Source organism: Amycolatopsis roodepoortensis, from assembly GCF_014873915.1.
In the GTDB taxonomy this organism is placed as follows: Bacteria; Actinomycetota; Actinomycetes; order Mycobacteriales; family Pseudonocardiaceae; genus Amycolatopsis; species Amycolatopsis roodepoortensis.
In genome coordinates this window covers 284,063-299,952 of record NZ_JADBEJ010000008.1, presented here as the reverse complement: position 1 = coordinate 299,952, position 15,890 = coordinate 284,063, and the positions used below count along the sequence as shown (strand labels likewise).

Genomic DNA, 15,890 nt, shown 5'->3' with positions numbered 1-15,890 from the left:
ATGTCCACACGCCGTCGCATCGGGGGCGCCTTGGCCGCCACAGGGCTCGCCCTGCTGGCCGTCACGACGCCCGTCGCGAGCGCCCAGACCGGCGACCCGGCGAGAGGGCTGTACTCGGTGGAGGGCGCGTCCACGCCGGACAAACGCACCGAGGTCGCCCGTACCGGCGTCGACGTCGCGGGCTCGCGCGGCGGCGCGCTCACCGTCGTCGCCACGCCGGGACAGGCCGCGGCCCTGCGCGCCAACGGCTTCGGCCTCAAGTCGCTCGGCGACTTCGACAGCATGCTGAAACAGCGGAGCGCCCGTGCGGGCACCGCGGCGGTCGCCGGCGACTTCCCGCCGGGCGACGAGGCGTACCACACCTACGCCGAAACGACCGCGGAGCTGCAGAAAGCCGCGAAGGACCACAGCGACATCGCGACGCTGTCCAGCGTCGGGAAGTCCCATGAGGGCCGCGAGCTGAACCTGCTGAAGATCAGCGACAACGCGGGCACGGACGAGAACGAGCCCGAGGTTTTGTTCACCTGCAACCAGCACGCACGCGAACACCTCACCACCGAGATGTGCCTGCGGATCGTGCAGCGGTTCACCAGCGGCTACGCGACCGACGCGGCCATCAAGAAGATGGTCGACGAGCACGAGATCTACGTGATCCCCAACGTCAACCCGGACGGCTCCGAGTACGACATCACCGGCGGCGAGTACCAGGGCTGGCGCAAGACGCGGAAGCCCGTGCCGGGCAGCAGCGCGATCGGCACCGACCCGAACCGCAACTGGGACTACAAGTGGAACTGCTGCGGCGGTTCGAGCAACAGCCCGTCCGCCGAGGACTACCACGGCCCGTCGGCGTTCTCCGAGCCCGAGACCAAGGCGGTCGCGGACTTCGTCGACTCCCGCGTGGTCGGTGGCGCGCAGCAGATCAAGACGCACATCGACTTCCACACCTTCTCGGAACTGGTGCTCTGGCCGTACGGCTACACGAAGGCCGACACCGACACCGGCCTGAGTGAAGAGGAAGCGAAGCGCTTCGCCGACGTCGGCAAGCAGATGGCCGCCACCAACGGCTACACCCCGGAGCAGTCCAGCGATCTGTACGTCACCGACGGCGACGTCAACGACTGGTTGTGGGGCAAGCACAAGATCCTCAGCTACACCTTCGAGATGTATCCGAAGGACGGCGGGATCGACGGCTTCTACCCGCCCGCTTCGGTGATCCCGGAGCAGACCGCCCGCAACGACAAGGCGGTCGACATCCTGATCAACGAGGCGAAAGCCTGAGATCGGCCACTCGCGACGCCCGGCTCTTCGGCGAATCCAAGCTGAAACTCCGGGCGTCGCCCAGTTGGTCACGGACGAATTCCTCGGTCCGCGCGATCGTCTCGCGCAGCGCGGCGTCCTCGTCACCGAAGAACTTGTGGACGATCTTGCCCGTCTCCGTGTCGAACTCCCAAAGGCCGGCGATGCGGCCTCGGTCCACGATGACGTGACTCGGCGGATCCGCTTGCCCGCCCAGCGTCTCCCCCACACGGCCTCCGGGTACCGGCCGTTCGACGTCGGCGTCGGCGAGCAGCCGCCGCATCTCGCGGTGCAGCAGGTGGATGCCGTCGATCCCGGCGAGCAGCGCGTACGACGGCTGGGACGGCACGGTGAACGCGGCGAACTCGTCGGCGATCTCCTTGGGCATCAAGAGATCGGTGCCGTCGAGCGGGACGAGTGTCAACTGTTCCGCGATCTTCTTCGCACTGGCCGCGGTGAAACCGGAGAACCAGCGGAAATGCTTGAGCGACGCCGGAGCAGCCCACGAGAAGTAGCGCTTGGCGAGTTCGGTTCGCGCGGTGTCCATATCGGACAGTCCGCCGCGCGGGGACGGCGTCCAGCGGACATAGCCGTAGCGCTGCTGGTCCAGCCGTCCGTTGACCGGCACCCGTCGGATGTCGCCGCGGGCTTGGAGCAGGCCGAGCGCGAGCGGCAACGTCGTGGTGGTACCGCGTTTGCGGCCCGCTTCCCCGAGGTTGCGCACCGCCGATCCGGCGGCGTCCTTGATCGCGGTCGGAGCGAGCGGTTCGCCGTCGAGCAGATCTGCCACGACGATGCACAGTTGCTCGATCTCGGCCTGCGTGACGCCGAGGTATTTCTCCGCGGCCGCGAGTTCACCGGCGGGCGCCGCGGCCCCGACGGTCAGGCCGAGTTCGAAATCCGCCGACGGCAGGAGGTAAGTGCAGCCGCGCGCCGAAGGCAGTTCGTGGATGGCGAGCCGCGCGACGTCCGCGTCGACCGTCTCGCGATCGAGACGGGCTCTGGCGAACAGCCCGAGATAAGGCGCCGATCCGCCGACCGACCGCATCCAGCCGGTCCGCTCCAGCACCGCGGCCGCCGACGATCCGTGCAGCGTTCCGTCGAGCCCCTGCCGATGTGCCCACCACGCGCGCAGCTTGTCGGTCGCCATGACTCCACGGTAGGCGGCGCCCTTCGGCCTGGCAGGATGACCGGATGCTGGTCGAACTGGCCATCGGCGACGCGTACGGCGGCTCCTTCGAGCACGCGTACCCGAGCTTCGTGGCCGAGCACAACAAGCTGGCCGGTTACGTGGCGCAGCCCGGTGCCCAGGCGGGTCGCTACACCGATGACACGCAGATGACGATCGCGATCGCCGAAGTCCTCGTGTCGGGACGGCGATGGACGCCGCTGCTGCTCGCCGAGCAGTTCGTGCGGGCGTACCACCGCGATCCGCACGACGGCTACGCGCCGCGTTTCCATCAGCTGCTCAGCGAGGTCCGCGACGGCGAAGAGCTGCTACGGCGGCTTCAGCCGCAGAGCGACAAGAGCGGGGCGGCCATGCGCGCCGGGCCGATCGGGCTCCTGCCGACCGTCGACGACGTCCTCTACCACGCGAAACTGCAGGCCAGGATCACCCACGACACCCCCGCGGGGATCGCCGCGGCGCAGGCTGCCGCGCTGGCCGTGCACTACTGCCACCATCGGGTGGGTCCGCTCGCCGAGGTAGCCAGGTGGATCGACGGGATCCTTCCGGAGGACGTCGGGCACGGCGGCTGGGCGCTGCCGTGGTCGGGCAAGGTCGGGCCGCAGGGCTGGATGAGCGTGCGTGCCGCGCTGACCGTGTTGACCGGCGGCGGAGGACTGGCCCGGATGCTCCACACCGCCGTCGCGCTCACCGGCGACGTCGACACCGTCGCGACGATCGCGCTCGCCGCCGCGTCACGCTCGCCCGAGGTCGCCCAGGATCTGCCGACGGCGCTGTGGCGTGACCTGGAGAACGGCGAATTCGGCCGCGACTATCTGGCCGGCCTCGACGCGCGGCTGCTGCACATCTGACGTAGGCGGGCTCCACACGAGGCGGACGCGCGCGTCGGCCGGTTTCGGCAGACTGAGCGGGTGAAGTGGCTGATCAGGGGCGGAGCCGTCGCCGCTTGGCTCGCGGTGAGCGCGCTGCTCGTCGTCGGCACGGCGAACCTGGAGCCCGGCCTCGGGGAACGCCCGGTCGACGCGTTCGGCTTCGCCGTCGTCGTGCTCGCTTGTCTCGCGCTCGCCGCCGCGTGGCGGCTCCCGGTGGCCGCAGCCGGGACGGAAGCGTTTGCGCTGATGCTCTACCTGGGGTTCGGCTATCCCGACGGGCCGGTGTTGTTCGCCGGTCTCGTGCCGCTTTTCGCGCTCGGAACCCTTCGTCCGCGGTGGCTCGCGTACGCCGTCGCGGGCGGTATGGCGGTGATAGTCGTCGGCGCGAACTTGGCCACCGGCGGGGCGGGCGTCCTCGATCTGGTCTTCGTCGGCTGGGCGGGCTTCGCGGTGTTCGCGGCCGACGCGCTCCGAGGACGGCGCGAGCGGGCCGCGGCCGCCGAACGGGCGGAACGCGATCGCGTCCTCGGCGAGCGGCTGCGTATCGCCCAGGATCTGCACGACAGCGTCGGCCACGCGATGGCGGTCATCAACGTCCAGTCGGGGATGGCCGAGCACGTGATCGACGATCACCCCGAAGTGGCGAAGGAAGCGCTCGGTGTCGTCCGCACGGTCAGCGGCACGATCCTGGACGAGCTGAACGCGATGGTGCGGTTGCTGCGTGAGGACTCGGCCCCGCTCCGGCCGGCGCCGGGGGTGGCGGACATTCCCGCGCTGGTCGTGTCGGCGAACCAGGCGGGCCTGGCCGTCACGCTGGACCTCGACGCTCCCGGGATCGGGCAGCCGATCGGCGGCGCGGTGTACCGGATCCTCCAGGAATCCCTCACGAACGCCGCGAAACACGGCAGGTCGCCCGCCGAAGTGACGGTGCGAGCCGACGAAAGCGGCGTTCGGCTTGACGTGATCAACGACGTCCGCGCGCCGGGTCCGGACGTTCCCGGCGCCGGAATCAGCGGAATGGGTGAACGCGCCAGGGCGACCGGCGGCACACTGAGCGCGGGCCGTGAGGACGGGAGGTTCCGGGTGAGCGCGCGATGGCCGTGATCAGGGTGGTGCTCGCCGACGACCAGCTGCTCGTGCGCTCCGGGTTCGCGGCGCTGCTCCGGGCGGAAGCCGGGATCACCGTGGTGGGGGAAGCGGACGACGGTGAGAGCGCGGTCGCCGTCGTCGCGGAGACCGTGCCCGACGTCGTGCTGATGGACATCCGGATGCCGGGGACGGACGGGCTGGAGGCCACCCGCCGGATCATGGCGGACGAACGGCTTTCCGGTGTCCGCGTCCTCATGCTGACGACGTTCGACCTCGACGAATACGTCTTCGACGCGCTGCGAGCCGGAGCGAGTGGTTTCCTGCTCAAGCACACCAGGCCCGCCGATCTGATCCAGGCGGTCCGCGTCGTGGCGGCGGGAGACGCGCTCCTCTCCCCGAGCGTGACCAGGCGCCTGATCGCGGAATTCACCGCCCGGCCGTCACCGGCGCTGCCCCGCGCCGACGGCTCGGCGTTCACCGAACGAGAGCACGAAGTCGTCCTTCGCGTCGCACAGGGGATGTCGAACGAGGAGATCGCGCGGGAGTTCGTGATCAGCGCGGCGACCGTGCGGACCCACGTCAGCCGGGCGATGACCAAGGTCCACGCCCGCGACCGGGCCCAGCTGGTGGTCTTCGCCTACCAGAGCGGGATGGTGCGCGCCTGACGTAGCCGCCGATCCCCACACCGGCACGACGACGCGACCCCCGCCCGGGAGCGACGCTTTCGCCATGAAATTCATCGCGAAAGCCGCTCTGCTCACCACGCTCCTTTCCCTGACGGGGATCACGACGGCGACCGCTGCGGAAAGACCGTCCCGCTGCGCCGAACAACGCTTCGCGGTCCAGGTGAACGGCGAACGCCAGACGATCGCCGGCGAATTCTGTGTCCGGGGGAAACTCACCCCGCGCACGCCGCTCCAGATCCTGCTGCACGGCGGGACCTACGACCGCGACTACTGGGACTGGCCCTACCAGCCACGTCGCTATTCCTATGTGGACAGTGCGACCCGCGCGGGCTACGCGACGCTCAACCTCGACCGGCTCGGATACGGCCGCAGCAGCCGCCCGGATCCGGAAACCCTCGACTTCGAAGCCGGCGGCGAGGCCGTCCACCAGGTCGTCCGGCAGCTGCGCCCGCGATTCCGCACGATCGTCCTCAATGGACACTCGATGGGTGGGCTCGTCGCCGAACGGGCCGCCGGGCGGGGTGGTGTCGACGCCGTGATCGTCAGCGGTATCCCCCGTGACCGGCCGGGCGCACGGGCCGAGGCCGCGTCGCCGTTCCACCCGGCCGAACTGGACCCGAAATTCGCCGGAAAGCCTTGGGCCCGCGGCTATTTCACGACGGTCCCCGGCACTCGCGCACGCACCTTCCACCACCCGGGCACGTACGATCCGGCGATCATTCCAGTCGAAGAAGCCCTCAAGGACACGCTGGCGTCGGCCGAACTCCGCTCGGTGGGACCCGGCGCGGCGAACCGATCGGCGCCGAAGGTTCCGACGGCGTACGTACTCGGCGAACACGACACCCTCGTCTGCGGAAGCGGCGACTGCGGCGCCGACGAGATCGTGCGGGGCAGCGGTCACTCGATCAACACCAGCCTCGCCGCGCAGGCCTTCTACCGGTGGACCTTCACCTGGCTGGCTCGAAACACAGGGTGAACGCGCACGATGCCGTCACCGGCCCGGCGGCGGATGATCTCCGTCGCCGGGCCGGCGTGAAACACCGGCCGTACTACCAGGAAGGCCGGTATCGCAGGCCTTGCTCGTAGTACTGATCGTCGGATTCGGCCGGCTCGGGCGCCTCGTCCTCGGCGGGCCCGGCGGGTTCTTCCGAACGGTCCTTGAGCACCACGTTGTCGGCGCCCGCCGCCGGACGGCGGGACACCGGCGCCGCCGACGGCGTGACGGTTTCCCCTTCCTGCTGGAGCGAAGGGGTGAAGCCGAGCCGCCAGCGGAGCCTGTCGGTGATGTAGCCGGCGTTGCCGATCGGCGCCATCAGTTCCGCACTGCGTTTCGCGGATCCTTGCTGCGCTTCCTGGTAGGTCCGCATGACGGTGTCCGCGATCTCGGCGGGCGACATCCGCGAAACGGCTTCACTCACCCTGAGCCGCGTCATCACCCCGTCGGTGTTGACCGAAACGGAAACGGCACCGTCCGGCGAGGACGCGTCCACCGACAGGGCGGCCAGCGCCTCGAGCATCGCTTTCCGGTCGGCTGGTGGCTTCTTGGCCGCCGGTTTGTCAGCCACGATCCTCCGTCATTCGGTCGGCAGCGGGGAAAGTTCCATCGGCGGTTCCTGGAACTTGCCGTCGTTCGAGATGTCGACGTTCTTGTCCCGGACCCGCTTTTCCGTTCCCTTGTCGGTGTTCTCCGTTTCGAAGTTGCCGGGGTCGAACGTCTCACCCGGGCTGACGTCCGGCGGCTCCGGGATGATCGGCAGGTTGTTGATCTCGGTGTGGATCTTCGAGATCAGGGATTCAGACGCGCGGAACATGGCTTCACGGATGTTGACCACACCGTCGTGGAAGCTGTTGTAGATCATTTCGGGGCTGTCCCCGACGATGTCGGCCTGCACGGTGGCCGCCGTGGCGAGCCCGGCCCCGGCCGCGGCGCCGGCGACCTGCACCCCGTTCGCGGTGGTGAAGAACGCCGCCGCGGTGAGACCGCCCGCCGGTGGCACAGCCGCCACGAGCAGTGCGGTGACAGCGGCGGCGAAGGTCGCGGCCAGCGCCTTCTGGAAGGCGGATTCGTCCTGGCGTTCCTTGTCGTCCCGGTACTTTTCCGCGGCGGTCAGGAACGAAGCGGCGAGATTGCTCAGGTCCGCCCGCGCGGTCGCGATGGCGTCCCGCGCGGCCACGATGTCGGCTTCCAGCACGGTGAGTTTGGTGCCGACCCGGGCGTAGGTGTTCACGAGACCCTGGATGTAGCTCTTGGCGGTCTCGGCGCCTTCACCACGCCACTTGAGCAGGAGGACCAAAGACCGGTCGAGCGGCGCTTTCGTGTCCTGGAAAGCGTTCCAGAGACCTTCGTAGGCCTCGATCATGGTCTGCAGACTGTTCTCGCCGACGAGCTCCGCCTCGGAGAATTCGAGGAAGAAGTCGCGGACCTGTTCCTTGCGACCGCCGGTCATGTCGATGTCGCTGCCGAACGTCCAGTCCAGGAAAAGGAGGTCTAGCGCCGCGAAGGCCTTTTCGGCGCCCGCTTGGAGGTCGTGGGAGATCCCCTCGAGAAGCGCGGCGTTCTTGTCGTCACCTTCGGCGGTGGTTTCCGCGTCCAGCGCGTTGAAATACCCGTCCACGCCGCTACCCCTGGTTCCCGTATGCCGCGCGGTTCACTCGCTGCTTGTTGTCCTCGTCCACGGATTCGTACAGTTCGGCGACCCGTTCCAAGGCCCGGGAAGCGTCCTGCGTGCTGCGGTGCAGTTTCGCGAGCATCTTCTCGACGGCCTGGCGGTGTTCCTCGTACGCCGCCGAAACCCCGCGCATGCCCAGGCTTTTCCCGAACGCGGTGTCCGGCGCGAAAAGGCTGGGGAGAAGGGCTCCCGTGACCGGGTCGGGAGCGGGCACGTCCTGCCCTCGCACGCCGGTATGGGCGGTCGTGACTATGTCCGCGGCCTTCTGCAGTTCCTTGCTCGACAACCTGAGATCGTCGAGGTCGGTTTCGAAACTGACCATGTTCACCTCGCTGTCCGGATTCCACCCCATGTAAGCAGCGTTGACTTGGCTGGGTGCGAGACTTTGTCATCCGCGTACGGTGACGAACGTCACCACTCAGACGCAGACCCAGCAGTAGAGGCGATCCCCCCTGGTCGTGGCCGTGCGGGCGAGCTCCGCGAGGCCGGTCAGCATGGTGGCCAGGTCGGCGGGGTCGGCCTGGCCACCGAACTCCTCCGTTCGGGACCAAGGCTCGGCCACCTCGTTCAGGCGCGCCTCGTCGGCATCGGACAACGCGGCGGTCAGCTCGCCGGTCAGCGCGACGACCAGGCGCGCGCCACCGTCGGCCATGGCGACAGGTTCGATGGCGCGGCCGATGACGGTCTCGTAGTCGACACCGGTGAGCAGGGACTCCAGCGTGCCCAATTGCACGAACGGGTCCACACCTTTGAGCGCGACGGTCGGGAAGGACGCCTCGTCCGGGCCACCGACGAGGTCGATCGTGGTGGCCGCGGCGTCGTCGTCCGGCGCGGCGAAGTAGTCGAAGAGCACACCCATGCGCGCATTCTGCCCGGAAACGAAAAAGGCCACCCGCCGTGCGGATGGCCTTCGAGTTGTGGAGCTGAGGGGAATCGAACCCCTGACCCCCGCCTTGCAAAGGCGGTGCTCTACCAATTGAGCTACAGCCCCGGATCGCAGGCGATCATGATAACCGCCCGCGCCGAAATCAGTTGTTGCGGGACGCGTCCGCGGCCTTGGCCGGGGCGCTTCCGTTCGTGGAAGCGGATCCCAGGGGGCGCTCGGTGGGAGCGGTGGCCTCACGCCAGAGGTCGGCCTCGGCCTTGGCTGCCTTGTTGCGCTTGATCACGAACAGCACGCCGCCCGCGATGACCGCGAGTGCCAACAGCTTCTTCATCAGAAGCCCCCTCTTTCCGCCGAGTTGCTCCGCTTACCCACCGATGCTACTGCACGCCGTTCTCCGGACGCCCGCTGCCCGACGTTCCACGTGGAACAGAAGACCCTGCCGGGAAGAGAAGACCGGCAGGGCCCACCGGTGTCAACACGGGCCACGCCGCGGAACACTCCCGTGGCACGCATGACCTCGGCCACTTGGGCGCCAGGATGTACTCATGCGAGATCCGAAGACCTGGAGCGAACGCGAGTACTTCGCCTCCGTCGCCGAACGACCGCTCATGTTCGGCCTCAGATCTCTCTCCGACTTGGAGTCGTTTCTGACGGGCTACGACCAGCACGCCCTTCGGCACGGCGGCCCCGGGGTCGACGGCTGGAGGGACTGGTTGGTCGCACGTCGTGGGAAGGATTGCAACCACGGCTGGACCGGGCAGGTACGTCACCTCGCGCTGCCGGAAGGCTGGACCAGCTGGGATATCGCACCCGAGCAGGAGGCACGCGTCTCCAAGCTGCTCTTCGAGTTGCTCGACGAGTTCTTGGCCGAACGAGAAGCAGCCGGGTAGCAGAAAAGCCGACCCGCGAGAATCGCGAACCGGCTTTCGGAGTGGGCCCACCAGGACTTGAACCTGGGACCTCTTCGTTATCAGCGAAGCGCTCTAACCGCCTGAGCTATGGGCCCGAACGAGGAGAAGATTACAGGACGCCTTTCGGCGCCCTGCAACCGGGTCACTCTCGTTCGGAAAGGGTCACTTCCAGGCCTCCGGCGAGGTCGGCGGAGACGTTGTAGATGAAGGCGCTGACGGTGGCCAGCGCCGAGATCAGCACGATGTTGATGGCGCCGAGGATGGCCGCGATCCCGAAGACGCGGCCGGCGCTGATCAACGGGTCGGCCGGCGCGTCGGCCCCTTCGCCGCCGACGAGCGACGAGTAGGTCCCGTTGAGTTTGTCCCAGACGCCCATGCCGTCGAGGACGGTGTAGAGGACGCCGACGGCGACGAGCCACACGAAGAACAGCGCGACGCCGAGGACGAGGGACAGTTTCAGCACCGACCAGGGGTCGAAGCGTTTGATCTGCAGGCTGGCGCGACGCGGTCCGCGGCCGGGGCGGCGGAGGGCGGTCGGCGCGGCACGGGTGCGGGAGGCCGACGGGATGGCGGAGGGGGCGGGGTCGCCCTCTCCGCTGTCGCCGAAAAGCCTCTTCGCGGCTGTGCCGCTGACCCCGTGATAGTCGGTCACGGTCGTCGCGTCCCGCTTCGGGTCCGAGTGGGCCACGTCTTCGGTGGCGACCGAAGACACCGAGACCGTCTGCTCGCTGGAGCCTTCGGGTTCCCCGGCGCCGCTGTCGCGCTGCCAGGGCGGGCTCGACGAACCCGCCTGTGCGCCGCCTGCTTCGGGCTTCTCGGATGGTGTCACGAGGTGTCAGTCCTTACCCAGTACGTGGGGCGTCGTCTACTCCTGCTCCGACGCCGGGGTTTCTTCTCCTTCAGTACTACCTGCAGTGGCGACGTCCGAGGGCTCGTCCGCGTTGCGTGCGACCGCGAGAAGAGTTGTTCCTTCGTCGAGATTCATCAGCCGCACTCCCTTCGTCTGCCTGCCTGCCTTGCGCACCTGTCCGGCCGAAGTCCGGATCACCCCGCCGCTGGAGGTGATCGCGTACAGCTCGTCTTCGGCGTCGACGATGACCGCGCCCACCAGCCTGCCACGTTTCTGGTCGTACTGAATGGTGAGCACACCCTTGCCGCCGCGGCCTTGCACCGGGTAGTCGTCGGTCGGCGTGCGCTTGGCGTAGCCGCCGGCGGTGGCGACGAGGAGGAACCGGTCCGGCTGGACGACGTTGATGCCGAGCAGTTCGTCGCCGTCGTTGAACCGCATGCCCAGCACACCGGACGTCGCGCGGCCCATGGGACGCAGGGCCTCGTCGGTGGCGTGGAAGCGGATCGACTGGCCTTCGGCGGAGACGAGGAGCAGGTCGTCCTCGGCGGCCGCGAGGACCGCGCCGACCAGTTCGTCGCCTTCGCGCAGGTTGACGGCGATGAGGCCGCCGGCGCGGTTGGAGTCGAAGTCGGTCAGCTTGGTCTTCTTCACCAGGCCGCGCCGGGTCGCGAGCACGAGGTACGGGGCGACCTCGTAGTTCGGGATCTCGATGACCTGGGCGATCTGCTCGTCGGGCTGGAAGGCGAGCAGGTTCGCGACGTGCTGGCCGCGCGCGTTGCGGTTGGCCTCGGGCAGGTCGTAGGCCTTGGCCCGGTACACGCGGCCCTTGTTCGTGAAGAACAGGATCCAGTCGTGCGTCGAGCAGACGAAGAAGTGCTGGACGATGTCGTCCTGTTTGAGGGTCGCGCCCTGGACGCCCTTGCCGCCGCGTTTCTGCGAGCGGTACAGATCGGTTTTCGTTCGCTTGGCGTAACCCGTGCGGGTGATCGTGACGACGACGTCCTCGACCGCGATGAGATCTTCGACCGAGACCTCGCCGTCGAACGGGATGATCTTGGTGCGCCGGTCGTCGCCGTACTTGTCGACGATCTCCTGCAGTTCCTCGGCGATGATCGCGCGCTGCCGCTCGGGCTTCTCGAGGATGTCCTTGAGGTCGGCGATCTCGAGTTCGATCTCGGCGAGGGTGTCGATGATCCGCTGCCGCTCCAGTGCCGCGAGGCGGCGGAGCTGCATGTCGAGGATCGCGGTGGCCTGGATCTCGTCGACGTCCAGCAGGCTCATCAAGGCGGGCCGGGCCTCTTCGGCCGAGGGCGAGCGCCGGATGAGGGCGATGACCTCGTCGAGCATGTCCAGCGCCTTGACCAGACCGCGCAGGATGTGGGCGCGTTCCTCGGCCTTGCGCAGCCGGAAGCGGGTCCGGCGGACGATGACGTCGATCTGATGCTTCACGTAGTGCCGGATCATCTGGTCCAGCCGCAGCGTGCGGGGCACGCCGTCGACAAGGGCCAGCATGTTGACACCGAAGTTCTGCTGCAGCTGGGTGTGCTTGAACAGGTTGTTCAGCACGACCTTCGCGACCGCGTCGCGTTTGATCGTGACGACGATCCGCATCCCGCTGCGGCTGTTGGACTCGTCGGCGATGTCGGAGATGCCGGTGAGCTTGCCGTCGCGGACCAGGTTCGCGATGTTCTCGACCAGGTTGTCCGGGTTGACCTGGTACGGCAGCTCGGACACGACCAGGATCGTGCGGCCCTTGGCGTCCTCTTCGACCTCGACGACCGCGCGCATGCGCACGGAGCCGCGGCCGGTGCGGTACGCGTCCTCGATCCCGGAGTTGCCGAGGATCATCGCCTTGGTCGGGAAGTCCGGGCCCTTGATCCGGACCAGCAGCGCGGCGAGCAGCTCGTCGTCGCTGGCCTCGAAGTTCTCCAGCGCCCATTTGACGCCGTCGGCGACCTCGCGCAGGTTGTGCGGCGGGATGTTGGTCGCCATCCCGACCGCGATCCCGGAACCGCCGTTGACCAGCAGGTTCGGGAACCGCGACGGCAGGACGTCGGGCTCCTGGGTGCGGCCGTCGTAGTTGTCGGAGAAGTCGACGGTCTCTTCTTCGATGTCCTGCAGCATGTGCATCGCGAGATGCGCCAGCCGGGACTCGGTGTACCGCATGGCGGCGGCGGGGTCGTTGCCCGACGAACCGAAGTTGCCCTGGCCGTCGATCAGCGGGTACCGCAGCGACCACGGCTGCGCGAGCCGCACGAGCGCGTCGTAGATCGCGGAGTCACCGTGCGGGTGGTAGTTGCCCATCACGTCGCCGACGACGCGGGAGCACTTGTTGTACCCGCGGTCGGGGCGGAAGCCGGAGTCGAACATCGAGTACAGCACGCGGCGGTGCACCGGCTTGAGGCCGTCCCGCACGTCCGGCAGCGCCCGCGACACGATGACGCTCATCGCGTAGTCGATGTAGGAGCGCTGCATCTCCTGCTGGATGTCGACCGGCTCGATCCGGTCGTGGTCCGGAGCCGGCGGCAAGGTTTCCGTCATGAGGTCCTTCTCGTGGGAGCAGTCCTAAGGGGACAAAAGAGCGGGACGTCGCTAGACGTCGAGGAAGCGCACGTCCTTGGCGTTACGCGTGATGAAGGAGCGGCGCGCTTCGACGTCCTCGCCCATCAGGACGGAGAACAGGTCGTCGGCCTGCGCGGCGTCGTCCAGGGTGACCTGGCCGAGCAGCCGGTTCGCCGGGTCCATCGTGGTCTCCCACAGCTCTTCGGCGTTCATCTCGCCGAGACCCTTGTAGCGCTGGATCGCGTCGTCCTTCGGCAGCTTCCGGCCCGCCTCGACACCCGCCTGGATGACGGCGTCGCGTTCCCTGTCGGAGTACGCGTATTCCGGGTCCTGCCGCGGCCACTTGATCTTGTACAGCGGCGGGCGCGAGAGGAACACGTGTCCGTGCTCGATCAGCGGGGGCATGAACCGGAACAGGAAGGTGAGCAGCAGCGTGGTGATGTGCTGGCCGTCCACGTCGGCGTCGGCCATCAGCACGATCTTGTGGTAGCGCAGCTTCTCGATGTCGAACTCTTCGTGGATACCGGTGCCGAGCGCGGTGATCAGCGACTGGACCTCGGTGTTCTTGAGGACGCGGTCGATCCGGGCCTTCTCGACGTTGATGATCTTGCCCCGAATCGGCAGGATCGCCTGGTACATCGAGTCGCGGCCTTCCTTGGCCGAACCGCCCGCCGAGTCACCCTCGACGATGTAGAGCTCGCATTCCGACGGGTTGGTCGAGCGGCAGTCCTTGAGCTTGCCGGGCAGCCCGCCGATCTCCAGCGCGCCCTTGCGGCGGACCAGATCGCGCGCCTTGCGGGCGGCCATCCGCGCCTGCGCCGAGGAGATCGACTTGTTGATGATCGTCTTCGCCTCGGTGGGGTTGCGCTCGAACCAGTCGGCCAGCCATTCGTTCGAGGTCTGCTGCACGAACGTCTTGGCCTCGCTGTTGCCCAGCTTGGTCTTGGTCTGGCCTTCGAACTGCGGCTCGGAGAGCTTGATCGAGACGATCGCGGCGAGGCCCTCGCGCACGTCGTCACCGGAGAGGTTGGCGTCCTTCTCCTTGAGCAGCTTCTTCTCGCGCGCGTACGCGTTGACGACGCGGGTGAGCGCGGCGCGGAAGCCCTCTTCGTGCGTGCCGCCCTCGTGCGTGTTGATCGTGTTGGCGAAGGTGTACACCGACGGCGTGAAGCCGTTGTTCCACTGCATGGCGACCTCGACCTCGAGGCCGGTGCCCTTGGCCTCGAAGGAGATCACGGACTGGTGGATCGGGTCCTTGCTGCCGTTGATGTGCTTGACGAAGTCTTCGAGACCGCCCGGGTAGCAGTAGGTCTTCTCCTTGACCCGTGCCGCCTGGCCGGAAGCGTCCGCTTCGGTCTCTTCGTCGGCGACGCGCTCGTCGCGCAGCGAAAGGGTCAGGCCCTTGTTGAGGAAGGCCATCTCCTGGAGACGCCGGGAGATCGTCTCGAAGTTGTACGTCGTGGTTTCGAAGATGTCGCCGTCGGCCCAGAAGGTGATCGTGGTGCCGGTGTCCTCGGCGGGGCCGAGGTCCTCCAGCTCGCCGGGGATCTGGTCGGTGTACACCTGCCGCCAGCTGTGCCCGCCGCGTTTGACTTCGGCGATCAGCTTGGTCGAGAGCGCGTTCACCACGGAGACACCGACGCCGTGCAGACCACCGGAGACCGCGTAGGAGTCGCTGTCGAACTTGCCGCCCGCGTGGAGCACGGTGAGCACGACCTCCAGGGTCGGCTTCTGCTCCTTGGGGTGGATGTCGACCGGGATGCCGCGGCCGTCGTCGACGACGCGCACCCCGCCGTCGGCCAGCAAGGTAACCTCGACCTTGGTCGCGTAGCCGGCCATCGCCTCGTCGACGGAGTTGTCGACCACCTCCTGGACGAGGTGGTGGAGGCCGCGTTCACCGGTGGAACCGATGTACATACCGGGACGCTTGCGGACGGCTTCGAGGCCTTCGAGCACCGTGATCGACGACGCGTTGTACTCGCTCTTGTTCTCGGTCACAGGCGTTGATTCTCCTCGTCTCGCCCGAGCGGACGCTCGCTCATCTCCAGTGTACTTGGCCGCGTTCGCAGACATGCGGCAAGGACACCCCTGATTTGCTCACAGGCGCGCTAATTCGTTCGAAGAAGAGTCTTGACTCATCCGAAGCACTCTGGGCGCGTTCTCGGGGCGCTGGTGGCACAGTCCCGCCGAAGCGCAACTCGGATCAGCCGTACGTGTCACGCGGGCCGCGTCCCGGCACGTGCCGGGGCCCTTTCCGCCAGCTCGGCGCCGTCGGCCCCTGGATCCGCATCTTCTTCACTACGCCGTGCCCGACACCCTTCGCGATCTTCGCCAGCAGCTGCCCCTGGAGCAGGCGAAGCTGCGTCGCCCACGCCGTCGAGCTCGCGCGCACGGTCAGCTCGCCGTCCTTCAAGGCCACCGGCTGGGCGTGTTCGGCGACCTCTTCACCCACAAGCCGCGTCCAGCTCCCGAAGACCTGACCGTTGGCCAGCCGCGTGTTCCAGCCGCGGTCGACCGCGATCCGGGAGGCGAGCCTGCCGAGCGGTTGCGGGTCGCGGGCGTCGGCACCCGGCCCTGACCAGCGACGACGTCGCGGGCTTTGCCCGGCCGAACCGGCTCCCCCTCCGGTGATACGGCCGCGGCGGACGCCCGGTTCAACTCCACGGGCCTTGGCTTTCGCCTTCGCGGCGTCCAGCGCCGCCCGAGCGAGGTCACGCCCAGTGGCCGGTTCCTTGCTTTCGGTATCGGTTGCACCGTTCGATACCGCGGTGGGTTCACGCTGCGTATCGAACAGGGCTCCCTCACCCGGGTTACCGCCCGAGTGGGGGGTGTCAAGCCGCTCATCAGGCCCCTTGGTCACGCGGGGCGATAACGCTTTCCTGG

16 protein-coding genes and 2 tRNA genes are annotated in these 15,890 nt (G+C 68.0%); 6 read left to right on the top strand and 12 right to left on the bottom strand.

Annotated elements, in window-relative coordinates; all coding sequences use genetic code 11:
• Positions 1-1,278 carry a M14 family metallopeptidase gene (locus H4W30_RS39010; protein ID WP_192747316.1) on the top strand — a complete coding sequence of 426 codons (1,278 nt, stop codon included), beginning with the start codon at positions 1-3 and terminating at the stop codon, positions 1,276-1,278.
• Here H4W30_RS39010 and H4W30_RS39005 read toward each other — a convergent pair.
• Positions 1,259-2,446: a DNA glycosylase AlkZ-like family protein gene (locus H4W30_RS39005; protein ID WP_192747315.1), complete on the bottom strand. Its 1,188-nt coding sequence runs from the start codon at positions 2,444-2,446 to the stop codon at positions 1,259-1,261. The genes H4W30_RS39010 and H4W30_RS39005 overlap by 20 nt on opposite strands.
• A 44-nt stretch (positions 2,447-2,490) precedes the next feature.
• Between H4W30_RS39005 and H4W30_RS39000 the strand changes: the two genes are divergently transcribed.
• The 4 genes from H4W30_RS39000 to H4W30_RS38985 all read left to right on the top strand — a co-directional run bounded on the left by H4W30_RS39000 (position 2,491) and on the right by H4W30_RS38985 (position 6,105).
• A complete protein-coding gene (locus tag H4W30_RS39000; protein ID WP_192747314.1) occupies positions 2,491-3,333 on the top strand; it encodes an ADP-ribosylglycohydrolase family protein in 843 nt (280 codons plus the stop codon).
• Between the two features lie 60 nt (positions 3,334-3,393).
• Positions 3,394-4,458, top strand: a complete 1,065-nt coding sequence (locus H4W30_RS38995; RefSeq protein ID WP_192747313.1) for a sensor histidine kinase — start codon at positions 3,394-3,396, stop codon at positions 4,456-4,458.
• Positions 4,449-5,108 (top strand): response regulator, encoded by a 660-nt coding sequence (locus H4W30_RS38990; protein ID WP_192747312.1) that lies wholly within the window; start codon positions 4,449-4,451, stop codon positions 5,106-5,108. The genes H4W30_RS38995 and H4W30_RS38990 overlap by 10 nt, the downstream gene beginning before the upstream one ends.
• Before the next feature lie 64 nt (positions 5,109-5,172).
• Positions 5,173-6,105, top strand: a complete 933-nt coding sequence (locus H4W30_RS38985; protein WP_192747311.1) for an alpha/beta hydrolase — start codon at positions 5,173-5,175, stop codon at positions 6,103-6,105.
• Positions 6,106-6,178: 73 nt separating this feature from the next.
• Here the strand turns inward: H4W30_RS38985 and H4W30_RS38980 are convergent, their stop codons facing one another.
• From H4W30_RS38980 to H4W30_RS38955, 6 genes are all read right to left on the bottom strand, one after another.
• Complete coding sequence (locus H4W30_RS38980; RefSeq protein WP_318780755.1) at positions 6,179-6,694, bottom strand: YbaB/EbfC family nucleoid-associated protein; 516 nt, start codon at positions 6,692-6,694, stop codon at positions 6,179-6,181.
• A 9-nt stretch (positions 6,695-6,703) separates the two neighbouring features.
• Positions 6,704-7,744, bottom strand: coding sequence for a hypothetical protein (locus H4W30_RS38975; protein WP_192747310.1), 1,041 nt, complete (start codon positions 7,742-7,744; stop codon positions 6,704-6,706).
• Between the two features lie 4 nt (positions 7,745-7,748).
• A complete protein-coding gene (locus H4W30_RS38970) occupies positions 7,749-8,150 on the bottom strand; it encodes a hypothetical protein (RefSeq protein ID WP_225950794.1) in 402 nt (133 codons plus the stop codon).
• Positions 8,151-8,216: 66 nt separating this feature from the next.
• Positions 8,217-8,657 carry a hypothetical protein gene (locus H4W30_RS38965; protein WP_192747309.1) on the bottom strand — a complete coding sequence of 147 codons (441 nt, stop codon included), beginning with the start codon at positions 8,655-8,657 and terminating at the stop codon, positions 8,217-8,219.
• Between the two features lie 59 nt (positions 8,658-8,716).
• Positions 8,717-8,789 (bottom strand) — tRNA-Ala (locus H4W30_RS38960).
• 37 nt (positions 8,790-8,826) lie between these two features.
• Positions 8,827-9,015: a DLW-39 family protein gene (locus H4W30_RS38955; RefSeq protein ID WP_034321928.1), complete on the bottom strand. Its 189-nt coding sequence runs from the start codon at positions 9,013-9,015 to the stop codon at positions 8,827-8,829.
• 214 nt (positions 9,016-9,229) lie between these two features.
• On the opposite strand from H4W30_RS38955, the gene H4W30_RS38950 reads away from it, so the two are divergent.
• On the top strand, positions 9,230-9,574 hold the full coding sequence (locus H4W30_RS38950; protein ID WP_192747308.1) for a hypothetical protein: 345 nt from the start codon (positions 9,230-9,232) through the stop codon (positions 9,572-9,574).
• A gap of 42 nt (positions 9,575-9,616) precedes the next feature.
• Here the strand turns inward: H4W30_RS38950 and H4W30_RS38945 are convergent.
• The 5 genes from H4W30_RS38945 to H4W30_RS38925 all read right to left on the bottom strand — a co-directional run bounded on the left by H4W30_RS38945 (position 9,617) and on the right by H4W30_RS38925 (position 15,702).
• Positions 9,617-9,690, bottom strand: a tRNA-Ile gene (locus tag H4W30_RS38945).
• Between the two features lie 47 nt (positions 9,691-9,737).
• Complete coding sequence (locus H4W30_RS38940) at positions 9,738-10,424, bottom strand: DUF3566 domain-containing protein (protein ID WP_125679336.1); 687 nt, start codon at positions 10,422-10,424, stop codon at positions 9,738-9,740.
• A gap of 36 nt (positions 10,425-10,460) precedes the next feature.
• On the bottom strand, positions 10,461-12,986 hold the full coding sequence (gene gyrA, locus H4W30_RS38935) for a DNA gyrase subunit A (RefSeq protein ID WP_192747307.1): 2,526 nt from the start codon (positions 12,984-12,986) through the stop codon (positions 10,461-10,463).
• A 51-nt stretch (positions 12,987-13,037) separates the two neighbouring features.
• On the bottom strand, positions 13,038-15,005 hold the full coding sequence (gene gyrB, locus H4W30_RS38930) for a DNA topoisomerase (ATP-hydrolyzing) subunit B (protein ID WP_125686353.1): 1,968 nt from the start codon (positions 15,003-15,005) through the stop codon (positions 13,038-13,040).
• A gap of 205 nt (positions 15,006-15,210) precedes the next feature.
• A complete protein-coding gene (locus H4W30_RS38925; protein ID WP_192747980.1) occupies positions 15,211-15,702 on the bottom strand; it encodes a DciA family protein in 492 nt (163 codons plus the stop codon).
• Positions 15,703-15,890 lie beyond the last annotated feature (188 nt).